A 13,248-nucleotide genomic window follows, 5' to 3' on the forward strand; every position below is an offset into this window, starting at 1 on the left:
ATTTTTTGGAGCCTGCCTTCCTTTGTTTTTTCGCAGGAGGTGGATTTAATGTTAATGCCAGACCGATTGTACTGTCAGCTCCCGAGACAACGGTCGGACCCTCAGCAGGATGGCTTACCGGGCCAGAATCCTGATCGCCTGTTTGCAAACAGACATCTGTTCTGCAAATGAAAGAGTCATCTGAGGTTGAACGACACCAGGTACTTGTGAAGGGAGCGAAGATACAGCGTCCTTGTCGATGACAGCAGGGCTGTTCATGGCAATTTTCGTCAAGGCTATGTCGGGAGTCTATTGGCCGACCCGAATTTTCATCATTATGGTCGTTGTCGTATAGAGAATGCGATTTTTCTGAATGTCTATTGAATGACTGAACATGATCCTCTGGCTCCGTTGTCCGGGAATAGTTTCCGCCGCCCGTTCCGTACATCAAAGTGATGATCTGAAATTTGTTTCGCCTGCAGGGTTTGTCATCAGGCGGTGAGCCTGACTCTGAATATCCGTTTGTGCAGGTAATGTGTGATGGTTCGTTTTGCACCGGCCTCCCATCGTTCATTGGCATCACAGATAATGTGCCCGGCTCAGTTTTTATAGAAAAACTCTGGCTTGTCAAAGCCCCGTTCTGGTTAACCTCAACGATAAAACGGTAAGTCTGTGGATCAACCGGGCAAACGAAAGGCACAACCACCAATACGTGCAGGAGTAGGCTTTTAATAGTTCTATCCTTTGTTTTCTATGGATAGGAGCAGTGAGGATAGACGAGATTTGTCATCGGTTAACCCGCCGCAGGTGATAGACAGATGGACATGTACATTGCACTTCAGATCATGCCCAAATGTGTGCAGTGCCCTTCCCTCTTGAGCCTATGACGAGCAGACATCAATCACTTGACTTTGCATCATCAAGCTTTCGTTTTCGGTGCTGCCTTTTGTGAATCGACAGGGCTTGAGCGTTTGGCAGGGTCTTCTGGCACTCAGCGCAGGTTTGCTCTGGGGTGTGATCTTTTCTTTTGTGAACCGACAGAGTTCTCGCGTTTGGCAGGGTCTTATGGCACTCAGCGCAGGTTTGCTCTCCGGTGTGATATTGACTTTTGTGAGTCGACAGGGCTCTCGCGTTTGACAGGGTCTTCTGGCACTCAGGGCAGGTTTGCTTTCCGGTATGATCTTTTCTTTTGTGTGACGACAGGGCTTTCGCGTTTGGCAGGGTCTTATGGCACTCAGGGCAGGTTTTCTCTCCGCCGTGATTTAGACTTTTGTGATCCGAAAGGGATTGAGCGTTTGGCAGGGTCTTCTGACACTCAGGGCAGGTTTGGTCTGAGGTGTGATCTTTTCTTTTGTGATCCGACAGGGCTTTCGAGTTTGGCAGGATCTTCTTGCACTCAGCGCAGGTTTGCTCTGGGGTGTGATCTTTTCTTTTGTGAGCCGACAGGGCTTGAGCGTTTGGCAGGGTCTTCTGGCACTCAGGGCAGGTTTGCTCTGGGGTGTGATCTTTTCTTTTGTGATTCCACAGGGCTTGAGCGTTTGGCAGGGTCCTCTGGCACTCAGGGCAGGTTTTCTCCGGGGTGTGATTTTTTCTTTTGTGATCCGAGAGGGCTTGAACGTTTGGCAGGGTCTTCTGGCATTCAGGACAGGTTTGCTCTCCGGTGTGATATTGCCTTTTGTGAGCGCTCGATGAGGCTTGAGAGCTAAATGATTTTTCACAGCCGGGGTTATCACATCGGTATTTTTTGGAGCCTGCCTTCCTTTGTTTTTTCGCAGGAGGTGGATTTAATGTTAATGCCAGACCGATTGTACTGTCAGCTCCCGAGACAACGGTCGGACCCTCAGCAGGATGGCTTACCGGGCCAGATTCCTGATCGCCTGTTTGCAAACAGACATCTGTTCTGCAAACGAAAGAGTCATCTGAGGTTGAACGACACCAGGTACTTGTGGAGGGAGCGAAGATACAGCGTCCTTGTCGATGACAGCAGGGCTGTTCATGGCAATTTTCGTCAAGGCTATGTCGGGAGTCTGTGGGCCGACCCGAATTTTCATCATTTTGGTCGTTGTCGTATGGATAATGCGATTTTTCTGAATGTCTATTGAATGACTGACCATGATCCTCTTGCTCTGTTGTCCGGGAATAGTTACCGCCGCCCGTTCCGTGCATCAAAGTGATGATCTGAAATTTGTTTCGTCCGCAGGGTTTGCCATAGGGTGGTGAGCCTGACTCTGAATATCCGTTTGTGCCGCTAATGTGTGATGGTTCGTTTTGCACCGGCCCCCAATCGGTCATTGGCACCGCAGATAATGTGCCCGGCTCAGTTTTTATAGAAAAACTCTGGCTTGTCGAAGCCCGGTTCTGGTTAACCTCAATGATAAAACGGTAAGTCTGCGGTTCAACCGGGCAAACAAAAGGCACAGAGACCAATACGTGCAGGAGTAGACTTTTAATGGTTCTATCCTTTGTTTTCTGTGGATAGGAGCAGTGAGGATAGACGAGCGGATAAGAGTTTTGTCATCGGTTAACCCACCGCAGGTGATAGACAGATGGTCGTGAACATTGCACTTCAGATCATGCCCAAATGTGTGCAGTGCCCTTCACTCTTGAGCCTATGACGAGCAGACATCAATCACTTGACTTTGCATCATCAAGCTTTCGTTTTCGGTGTTGCCTTCTGTGATTCGACAAGGCTCGAGCCTTTGGCAGGGTCTTCTGGCACTCAGGGCAGGTTTTTTCTCCGGTGTGATATAGACTTTTGTGAACCGATAGGGCTCGAGCGTTTGACAGGGTCTTCTGGCACTCAGGGCAGGTTTGCTCTCCTGTATGATCTTTCCTTTTGTGAACCGACAAGGCTTGAGCGTTTGGCAGAGCCTTCTGGCACTCACGGCAGGTTTGCTCTCCGGTATGATAATGACTTTTGTGATTCGACAGAGCTTTGGCGTTTGGCAGGGTCTTCTGGCACTCAGGGCAGATTTGCTCCGGGGTGTGATCACTTCTTTTGTGATCCGACAGGGCTTTCGTGTTTGTCAGGATCTTCTGGCACTCAGGGCAGGTTTGTTCTCCCGTGTGATATTGACTTTTGTGAGCCGTCAGGGCTTGAGCATTTGGCAGGGTCTTCTGGCACTCGGGGCAGGTTTGCTCTGGGGTGTGATCTTTTCTTTTGTGATCCGACAGGGCTTTCGAGTTTGGCAGGATCTTCTTGCACTCAGCGCAGGTTTGCTCTCCGGTGTGATATTTTCTTTTGTGATTCCACAGAGCTTGAACGTTTGGCAGGGTCTTCTGGCACGCAGGGCAGGTTTGCTCTCCGCTGTGATATTGACTTCTGTGAGCTGACAGGGCTTTCGCGTTTGGCAGGATCTTCTGGCACTCAGGGCAGGTTTGCTCCGGGGTGTGATCTTTTCTTTTGTGAGCCGTCAGGGCTTGAGAATTTGGCAGGGCCTTCTGGCACTCAGGGCAGGTTTGCTCTCCGCTGTGATATTGACTTTTGTGAACCGACAGGGCTTTCGCGTTTGGCAGGGTCTTCTGACATTCAGGACAGGTTTGCTCTCCGGTGTGATATTGCCATTTGTGAGTGCTCAATGAGGCTTGAGAGCTAAATGATTTTTCACAGCCGGGGTAATCACATCGGTATTTTTCAGAGCCTGACTTCCTTTGTTTTTTCGAAGGAGGTGGATTTAATGTTAATGATGGACCGGTTGTGCTGTCAGCTCCCGAGACCACTGTTGGAGCTTCTTCAGGATGGCTTACCGGGTCAGATTCCTGATCGCCTGTTTGCAAACAGATATCTGTTCTGCAAGCGAAAGAGTCGTCTGAGGTTGAACGACACCGGATACTTGTAGAGGGAGCGAAAATACAGCGTCCTTGTCGATGACAACAGGGCTGTTCATGGCAATTTTCGTTAAGGCTATGTCGGGAGTCTGTGGGCCGACCCGAATTTTCATCATTTTGGTCGTTGTCGCATGGATAATGCGATCTTTCTGAATCTCTATTGAATGACTGACCGTGATCCTCTTGCTCTGTTGTCCGGGAATAGTTACCGCCGCCCGTTCCGTGCATCAAAGTGATGATCTGAAATTTGTTTCGTCCGCAGGGTTTGCCATAGGGTGGTGAGCCTGACTCTGAATATCCGTTTGTGCCGCTAATGTGTGATGGTTCGTTTTGCACCGGCCCCCAATCGGTTATTGGCACCGCAGATAATGTGCCCGGCTCAGTTTTTATAGAAAAACTCTGGCTTGTCGAAGCCCAGTTCCGGTTAACCTCAATGATAAAACGGTAAGTCTGCGGTTCAACCGGGCAAACAAAAGGCACAAAGACCAATACGTGCAGGAGTAGACTTTTAATGGTTCTATCCTTTGTTTTCTATGGATAGGAGCAGTGAGGATAGACGAGATTTGTCATCGGTTAACCCGCCGCAGGTGATAGACAGATGGACGTGAACATTGCACTTCAGACCATGCCCAAACGTTTGCAGTGCCTTTTCCTCTCTGGCCTGTGACAAGCAGACATCAATCACTTGACTTTGCATCATCAAGCTTTCGTTTTCGGTGATGCCTTCTGTGATCAAATAGGGCCCTCGCGTTTGGCAGGATCTTCCGGCACTCAGGACAGGTTTGCTCTGGGGTATGATCTTTTCTTTTGTGATCCAACAGGGCTCGAGCCTTTGGCAGGGTCTTCTGGCACTCAGGGCAGGTTTTTTCTCCGGTGTGATATAGACTTTTGTGAACCGACAGGGCTCGAGCGTTTGACAGGGTCTTCTGACACTCAGGGCAGGTTTGCTCTGGGGTGTGATCTTTTCTTTTGTGAACCGACAAGGCTTCAGCGTTTGGCAGAGCCTTCTGGCACTCAGGGCAGGTTTTTTCTCCGGTGTGATATAGACTTTTGTGAACCGACAGGGCTCGAGCGTTTGACAGTGTCTTCTGGCACTCAGGGCAGGTTTGCTCTCTTGTATGATCTTTCCTTTTGTGAACCGACAAGGCTTGAGCGTTTGGAAGAACCTTCTGGCACTCAGGGCAGGTTTGCTCTCCGGTATGATATTGACTTTTGTGATTCGACAGAGCTTTGGCGTTTGACAGGGTCTTCTGGCACTCAGGGCAGATTTGCTCCGGGGTGTGATCACTTCTTTTGTGATCCGACAGGGCTTTCGCGTTTGCCAGGATCTTCTGGCACTCAGGGCAGGTTTGTTCTCCTGTGTGATATTGACTTTTGTGAGCCGTCAGGGCTTGAGCATTTGGCAGGATCTTCTGGCACTCGGGGCAGGTTTGCTCAGGGGTGTGATCTTTTCTTTTGTGATCGGCCAGGGCTTTCGCGTTTGGCAGGGGCTTCTGGCACTCGGGGCAGGTTTGCTCCGGGGTGTGATCTTTTCTTCTGTGGTTCGACAGGGCTTTCACGTTGTGCAGGATCTTCTGGCACTCAGGGCAGGTTTTTTCTCCGGTGTGATATTGCCTTTTGTGAGTGCTCAATGAGTCTTGAGAGCTAAATGATTTTTCACAGCCGGGGTAATCACATCGGTATTTGTCAGAGCCTGACTTCCTTTGTTTTTTCGAGGGAGGTGGATTTAATGTTAATGATGGACCGGTTGTGCTGTCAGCTCCCGAGACCACTGTTGGAGCTTCTTCAGGATGGCTTACCGAGCCAGATTCCTGATCGCCTGTTTGCAAATAGACATCTGTTCTGCATACGAAAGAGTCATCTGAGGTTGAACGACACCAGGTACTTGTGGAGGGAGCGAAGATACATCGTCCTTGTCGATGACAACAGGGCTGTTCATGGCAATTCTCGTCAAGGCTATGTCGGGAGTCCGTGGGCTGACCCGAATTATCATCATTATGGTCGTTGTCGTATAGAGAATGCGATTTTTCTGAATGCGTATTGAATGGCTGACCATAAGCTTCTGGTCCCGTTGTCCGGGAATAGTTACCGCCGCCCGCTCCGTACATCATAGTGATGACCTGAAATTTGTTTCGCCTACAGGGTTTGTCATCAGGTGGTGAGCCTGACCCTGAATATCCGTCTGTGCCAGTAATGTGTGAGGGTTCGTTTCGCACCGGCCTCCCATCGGCCATTGGCATCGCAGATAATGTGCCCGGCTCAGTTTTTATAGAAAAACTCTGGCTTGTCGAAGCCCTATTCAGGTTAACCTCAACGGTAAAACGGTAAGTCTGCGACTCAACCGGGCAAACGAATGGCACAAAGACCAATACCTGCAAGAGTAGACTTTTAATCGTTCTATCCTCTGTTTTCTACGGATAGGAGCAGTGAGGATAGACGAGAGAATAAGGTTAACCCGCCGCGGGTGTTAGACAGATGGACGTGAACATTACACTTCAGATCATGCCCAACCGTATACAGCGCCCTTCCCTGCTGAGCCTGTGACAAGCAGCAATCAATCACTAGACTTTGCGTCGTCAAGCTTTCGTTTTCGGTGTTGCCTTCTGTGATCCGACAGGGTTTTCGCGTTTGGCAGGATCTTCTGGCACTCAGGGCAGGTTCGCTCCCCGGTGTGATATTGACTTTTGTGAGTCGTCAGGACTTTCGCGTTTGGCAGGGTCTTCTGGCACTCAGGGCAGGTTCGCTCCCCGGTGTGATATTGACTTTTGTGAGTCGTCAGGACTTTCGCGTTTGGCAGGGTCTTCTGGCACTCAGGGCAGGTTCGCTCTCCGGTGTGATATTGTCTTTTATGAGTCGTCAGGGCTCGAGCGTTTGGCAGGGTCTTCTGGCACTCAGGGCAGGTTCGCTCTCCGGTGTGATATTGACTTTTGTGAGTCATCAGGGCTTTCGCGTTTGGCAGGCTCTTCTGGCACTCAGAACAGGTTTGTTTTGGGGTATGATATATACTTTTGTGGCACGCCAGGGCTTGAGCGTTTGGCAGGACTTTCTGGCACTCAGGGCAGGTTTGTTCTCCGGTGTGATATTGACTTTTATGAATTGACAAGGCTTGAGCGTTTGGCAGCGTCTTCTGGCACTCAGGGCAGGTTTGCTCCGGGGTGTGATCTTTTCTTTTGTGAGCCGACAGGGCTTGAGCGTTTGGCAGGGTCTTCTGACACTCAGGGCAAGTTTGCTCCGGGGTATGATCTTTTCTTTTGTGATCCGACAGGGCTTGATTGTTTGGCAGGGTCTTCTGGCACTCAGGGCAGGTTTGCTCCCCTGTGTGATATTGACTTTTGTGATTGTTCAATGAGCCTATAGAGCCGAGTGATTTTTCACAGCCGGGGTGAACACATCGGTATTTTTTGGAGCCTGCCTTCCTTTGTTTTTTCGCAGGAGATGGATTTAATGTTAATGATGGGCCGGTTGTGCTGTCAGCTCCTGAGACAAAGGACGAACCTTCAGCAGGATGGCTTACCGGGCCAGATTCCTGATCGCCTGTTTGCAAACAGACATCTTTTCTGCAAACAAAAGAGTCGTCTGAGGTTGAACGACACTGGGTACTTGTGGAGGGAGCGAAGACACAGCGTCCTTGTCGATTACAGCAGGGCTGTTCATGGCAATTTTCATTAAGGCTATGTCGGGAGTCGGTGGGTCGGCCCGAATTTTCATCATTATGATCGTTGTCGTATAGATAATGCGATTTTTCTGAATGTCTATCGAAGGACTGACCATAATCTTCTGCCCCCTTTGTCCGGGAATAGTTACCGTCGCCTGTTCCGTACATCAAAGTGATGATCTGAAATTTGTTTCGCCTACAGGATTTGTCACCGAGTGGCGTGCCTGCACCTGAATATCCGTTTGTGCGGGTAATGTGTAATGGTTCGTTTTGCATCGGCTTCCCATCGGTCATTGGCATCGCAGATAATATGCCCGGCTCAGTCTTTATTGTCAGAGCCCTGTTCTGGTTAACTTCAACAATGAAACGGTGGGTCTGCAGCTCAATCGGGCAGACGAAAGGCACAAAGACCAATACGTGCAGGAGTAGGCTTTTAATGGCTCTATCCTTATGTTTTCTATGGATAGGAGCAGTGAGGATAGACGAGAGAATAAGGAGTAAGGAACTAAAACATGGTTTTTCGTGGATTCTCCTATCCATAGTAAACGTGCTGAAGTTCTACTGAAACGCCGATGCTTTATACATGACAACTGTCGTTAAATAATACTTTTAGCAAAGCGATGTACTCAGAGACGATCACAGAGCTACAGAAAGGCGATTACCTGGTCCCGATGAGGTTCACCTGAATCGTCGAATGCGGGATGTGATGACGACTGCTGAGCAGAGAGCTGAGCAGAGAGCTGAGCAGAGAACCAGATGTTAAGCCCGAGGCGACAAAGCCATCATACAAATAGATATGGCCACTACAAGTGGCCTGCTGGCGAAGCAGATGAATTATGGAGCCATAATCGACACAGATTAAAATTTTAGTGGGGGTTATTTTTAGCTCTTCAATATGACCATTAATCTTCAATATAAAACGAGTCTCACGCCGCTGGATCTCAGGAGGCTTTGGTTCGCAACTCTATTATCATCTATTTTTCAGTCTATCCTGGTCATAGAACAATCTAAATAATAATGACTTTTATTGTTTATATTCTTACCTGCTACCTATACTCTTCCCTTGGCAAGTAAAGCCATTCTCCCGAATAACGATAGTAACTGGCTGTTATCAGGCCGCTGTCCTGTTTCAGTATGAATAATTGTCTGTACTGGCCATTTTTGTTCTACGACAAATATTGTGTAATGAGGACGTCATGAAGCATTCACTGTCTCTTTTCATTATCACTTTTGTTACGATCCTGTGTTCTGAATCTTCTCCGGCTTTGCCTACCACTTCACCAAGCCTGAGACCTACCTTTAACGACACCCATCATCAAACCACTGCCTCAGCGGGCGATCTGAAGCTTTTCGAGTTGTGCTCAGGTAATATTGAGCATCCGGATCTGCTCACTACGGAGGCCATGAAACAAGCGGCTGTTAAAGCGCTTGAGCAGGTCTCTGCTACCTCTAAACAACTCATCGATCGGTGTGTTATCAAGACCCCGCTCAGAGACAGCTACCTCGACGAAGAAATCGCTGAATTCAATGCCAACAAGTCATGGGAAGATACCACCAGCACCGCCTTTTTACTGGTGGGTGTTGGTATGAAGTCAGAAACGATCATAGCAGAAGAAAACTGTGCTTTGAAAAAACCGGTTATTGCCGGCCAAAAGGAGGGTCAGCTTTCAGTCTTGCCCAGTAACTGGCTTGAACAATTTCAGATCAAAAAAACACTTCATTTAAAGACCGGACAGATGCTGATCGGGGTACCACTTGACAGCAGTAACGGTTCATTCGCAGATGACTATTTTGCTGCCGTACAAAGAAAAATTGAACCCACACATCACTGTAATCCAAGTCACCTCTATGAAGGCTACTACAGGAAAAGTACGACTTATAAAGGGGAGCTGATTCACTTCAGTGGTGCAGGTATCCTGATCACTGGTTTAACCACATTGCCTGCATTACACAATACTTTTGGGGCATACCTTCGCATGAAAGATTATTGTTGGAGAGCAGATGAAGAAAAGTATTTCCACATCACAAGCCACGAGGCGCACAGTGAAATGCTGAAAGGAGAACTGGATCTGAAATCGCTGGAAGTTCCGCATAAAGGTTACATGCTCAATATTTTCGGGAATGAGCTCTTCCAAATCCTTCAGCCCGCCGTTAGCATTTCTCTTGCGGATGAATCCGAAGACGTCGATTCAAGGATGTTTAGCGGCAGAACCCTGGTTGGCTTTTCGAACAATAAAGTCTATTCCTGCTACACAGGTCAGGTTGAAAAGGCCCTGAATATTGATATCGCCTACCAGGATGCCTCACCGCAACCCGAGTTTATCCGGGCCCTGGAATTCAAAAACAATCACATCCTGGGGAATGCACCACAGGCCATGAGCCTCGTTCTTCCCGAACACGTTAAAGCCGACATCAGCAACAATCAGTTTGTAACGACAAAAGTCAGTGCCAGGAGTTCAAGAGGTATTTGCCTTGCCGGCCCGGTCCAGAGCAGAAAGAACTGGCAATTCCCACTGATCGCCAATCTATCGGGCAATCTTATAAAAGGCTATCGGACAGCACTGTCCTTGGCGGGCTATCAGAAGCTGGTGTTGAACTCAAACCAGCTTCTGGGCGATCGGGTGTCCATTGGACGCCATGGGAATCTGACTTTGCCGGTCACACTGGCAGGCGACAAAAACAACCAGTTTAAGGCGGGCAATGACCACCCCTGTTACCAGCTTGAACATACTCATATTATCGGTGGCTTTATATTTTCCGACGCTACTACGACCTGTCCAAGTAGCTTCACTCCCCCAACAATGTATACTTCCTTATACCCGCAGACATTCAGCTCTGTAAAATCTTCTGACTCTGTCACAACACCGGTTGTACATTCCCAGACAGAAAAACCATCTACCAGAAAACGGCTCACCAGTTCACAAAGACTCGTGACAGGAATTCGGCAAGTCTTCAGCAATGCGACGGAGGCAAGTTATCTTGAGTCCCTTGATGACAAAGTCAGTGATAGTTCGACGAGTCTGAACGTTTGGCAAACCTCGCTGGTAGTCGTTGGCGGTTTAGCTATTGTGCCTACGGCTATTGTTCTCGGTTATTTCAGATACAAAATGAAACTCTATTTACTGACACCTCCTACCGAATGGTACCGCTTGAGGTCTCAAGATGATCTTTAATGGGCACTGAGCAGCAGTTATATTTTGACAGGGATGATTATCTCCGGTGAAGGTATAAACTTCGCCGCTGTGGGTCGAACGTACTTCTTAATTTCGCCCCTGAAGAGTAATGATTTCAGACATTAATATCCTCCCCCGCCCTGATCAGCTATAGTCTTACGCGAAATGAAAATAATCACTTTTCAAAAAATCCTACCGCCGAATAACACCGACTATACTCTCTTAGCAAATAAAAACATTATCTAACAAAAACAATAGTACCTGCTTGAGATCAAGCTGCAGCCATATTTCGGCATGAATGATTATTAGTACTAACCGTTTTTGTTTTACGACACTTATTGTGTAATGAGGACGCCATGAAATACTTACTGTCTCTCTGCATTATTATTTTTATAACGGCCTTATTTGTTGAATCTTCCCCAGCTTTCCCCACCACTGCAACAACCGCGAGCCCCACTTACAGTGCCACCCAACCTCAAACCACTGCCGCAACAGGCAGACTGGAACTTTCCGAGTTGTGCAAAGGAAAACCCTTAGGCGAGGACCTGCTCACCTCAGAAGCCATGGTACAGGCAACTCTAAAAGCACTCAGGCAAGTCTCTGTCAGGACCAGACAATCCATTGACCGATGTGTTATCTACACCCCGACCGAAAAAAGCTATTTCGACGAAAGCAAAATCAACTACCTCGACGAAAGCATTGATGAGTTCAATTCTGACAGACCATGGGAAGAGACCACCAACACCGCATTTCTTCTGGTGGGTGTCGGCATGAAGTCAGAACCTGTTTCCGCTGGTGAAGACTGCGCTTCGAAACGGCCGGTCATTGCCGGTAGCCACGACGATCTGCCTTCGGTCCTGCCCGGTAGCTGGCTTGAACACTTTCAGGTCAAAGAAACCATCCATTTAAAAGCAGGGCAAATGCTCATCGGGGTGCCACTGGACCGCAGTGACGGTTCATTGGCAGACGGCTATTTTGCTGCCCTGATGAAGAAAATTGAGTACAAACATGACTGCAGAGATGGCGGTTGGTCCTGGTCCAGACGCTACCACCATAACAGCGAAAAAGTTTTTTTCAAAGGTGAGCTGATTCACTTTAACGGTGCAGGCATCCTGATCACGGGTTTGACCACGTTACCTGCACTGGACGCCTTTATGGAAGATGCTGGCAAACATTGCGAAGCTGATTCGAAGATTATCACTACTGCCAGCCACGAAGTGTACACTGAGATGCTGAAAGGAGAGCTGAACCTGAAATCCCTGAAAGTCCCGGCTAATGGCTACATGGCCAATATTTTCAGGAATGAGTTCTTTCAAATCCTTAAGCCTGCCATCAGCCTTTCTCTAGCCGATGAATCGGAAAACGTAGATTCAGCACTGTTCACGAACAGAACCCTGGTTGGCTTTTCGAACAATCAGGTCTATTCCTGCTACAACAAAAAAAATCCCGTTGAAACGGCTGTGGATATTAACCTTACCTACCGGGATACCTCACCCCGAAGCGAGTTTATTCGGGCCATAGAATTCAAGGACAATTACATATTGGGGAATGCGCCAAAAGCCATGAACCTTGCTCTTCCCGAACACGTTACAGTCAGCATTGTCAACAGTGAGTTTGTAACGACAAAAGTCAGTGACGTTAATGCAAAAGGCATTAGCATTCATGGCCCGGACCAGAGCAGCGAAGACTGGCGAGCCCCGTTGACCGTCGATATGACGGGCAATCTTATCAGGGGTTATCAGGCAGCACTGTCTTTGACCGGTTATCAAAAGCTGGTATTGAAATCAAACCAGCTTCTTGGCGAGCTGGTGTCCATAGAACGCCGGAACGATCTGACACTGCCTGTGACACTGTCAGGCGACAGCAACAACCAGTTTAATGCACTCGGTAATGATCCCTGCCACCAGCTTGAACATACTAACATTATCGGTGGCTTTGTATTTTCTGATGGGATCACCTCCTGTCCAGGTAGCTTCACTCACCCAACAATGTTTACTTCATCATTCCGCAGGCTATTCAGCTCGATTAAGTCTATTACTTCTGCTACAACAACCCATGTTAATTCCGGGACACCGAACCCATTAACCTCTGGCTTTTCCTTAAGCACTGAATCTGCTTTGAAATCGATACTGACAAGCTCAGAGAAAAATCTTAAGGGCACATCGTCGCCAACCCACTCAACTCCCTTTAAAAAACGGAGTAACAATACTAAAGATAAAATTTCCAAGGGCAGAAATGCCAGACTTAACGACACCAAGCCCGGTCCATCACCAGCCAGAAACCTGCCCACCCATTCACAAAGTCTTGTGACAGAACTAAAGCCGACCTACAACAATTCAACTCCGGCAAGTCTTGAGTTCTCGGATGGTCGCAGAGGTGGCAGTTCGTCAGGCTTTAAGCCCTGGCAAAAAGCACTGACCGTCGTTGGTGGAGTTTTGGTTTTTGCTGCTGGTATTGCCGCTATCACCTACTACAAGGTCAAAAATAAACGTTCTCCCCAGAAGGAGCCTCTTATCGATATGAAACATATGGATGACCATCTGCAAGTTATGAATGACCCTCTGGCTGAGTTGTAAACGCGTAAACCGTCCGCCGGAACTCCTGTCTCGACTG

10 protein-coding genes are annotated in these 13,248 nt (G+C 48.3%); 2 read left to right on the forward strand and 8 right to left on the reverse strand.

Annotation, left to right across the window (positions count from 1 at the left end; all coding sequences use genetic code 11):
* From KBW69_RS06845 to KBW69_RS06865, 8 genes are all read right to left on the reverse strand, one after another.
* Positions 1 to 679 (reverse strand): hypothetical protein (locus KBW69_RS06845; protein ID WP_257280396.1); only part of this gene is annotated, 679 nt, incomplete at its 3' end.
* Between the two features lie 37 nt (positions 680 to 716).
* Positions 717 to 842 carry a transposase gene (locus KBW69_RS23670; RefSeq protein WP_373690677.1) on the reverse strand — a complete coding sequence of 42 codons (126 nt, stop codon included), beginning with the start codon at positions 840 to 842 and terminating at the stop codon, positions 717 to 719.
* A 34-nt stretch (positions 843 to 876) separates the two neighbouring features.
* Positions 877 to 2,397, reverse strand: coding sequence for a C2H2-type zinc finger protein (locus tag KBW69_RS06850; protein WP_257280397.1), 1,521 nt, complete (start codon positions 2,395 to 2,397; stop codon positions 877 to 879).
* Positions 2,304 to 2,570, reverse strand: a complete 267-nt coding sequence (locus KBW69_RS23675) for a transposase (protein ID WP_373690678.1) — start codon at positions 2,568 to 2,570, stop codon at positions 2,304 to 2,306. Before KBW69_RS23675 ends, KBW69_RS06850 begins: the two co-directional genes overlap by 94 nt.
* Before the next feature lie 34 nt (positions 2,571 to 2,604).
* A complete protein-coding gene (locus KBW69_RS06855; protein ID WP_257280398.1) occupies positions 2,605 to 4,287 on the reverse strand; it encodes a C2H2-type zinc finger protein in 1,683 nt (560 codons plus the stop codon).
* A 37-nt stretch (positions 4,288 to 4,324) separates the two neighbouring features.
* Positions 4,325 to 4,507, reverse strand: coding sequence for a transposase (locus KBW69_RS23680; RefSeq protein ID WP_373690676.1), 183 nt, complete (start codon positions 4,505 to 4,507; stop codon positions 4,325 to 4,327).
* On the reverse strand, positions 4,485 to 6,185 hold the full coding sequence (locus KBW69_RS06860; protein ID WP_257280399.1) for a C2H2-type zinc finger protein: 1,701 nt from the start codon (positions 6,183 to 6,185) through the stop codon (positions 4,485 to 4,487). The genes KBW69_RS23680 and KBW69_RS06860 overlap by 23 nt, the downstream gene beginning before the upstream one ends.
* 176 nt (positions 6,186 to 6,361) lie before the next feature.
* Positions 6,362 to 8,002 carry a C2H2-type zinc finger protein gene (locus KBW69_RS06865; protein ID WP_257280401.1) on the reverse strand — a complete coding sequence of 547 codons (1,641 nt, stop codon included), beginning with the start codon at positions 8,000 to 8,002 and terminating at the stop codon, positions 6,362 to 6,364.
* A 656-nt stretch (positions 8,003 to 8,658) separates the two neighbouring features.
* On the opposite strand from KBW69_RS06865, the gene KBW69_RS06870 reads away from it, so the two are divergent.
* Together KBW69_RS06870 and KBW69_RS06875 are read left to right on the forward strand one after the other, a co-directional pair.
* Positions 8,659 to 10,635 (forward strand): hypothetical protein, encoded by a 1,977-nt coding sequence (locus KBW69_RS06870; protein ID WP_257280402.1) that lies wholly within the window; start codon positions 8,659 to 8,661, stop codon positions 10,633 to 10,635.
* Between the two features lie 356 nt (positions 10,636 to 10,991).
* The gene (locus KBW69_RS06875; protein WP_257280403.1) at positions 10,992 to 13,211 is read left to right on the forward strand and encodes a hypothetical protein; all 2,220 of its coding nucleotides are present in this window, start codon (positions 10,992 to 10,994) and stop codon (positions 13,209 to 13,211) included.
* Positions 13,212 to 13,248: the final 37 nt, after the last annotated feature.

The organism is Endozoicomonas sp. ISHI1, assembly GCF_024606225.1.
Lineage (GTDB): Bacteria > Pseudomonadota > Gammaproteobacteria > Pseudomonadales > Endozoicomonadaceae > Endozoicomonas_A.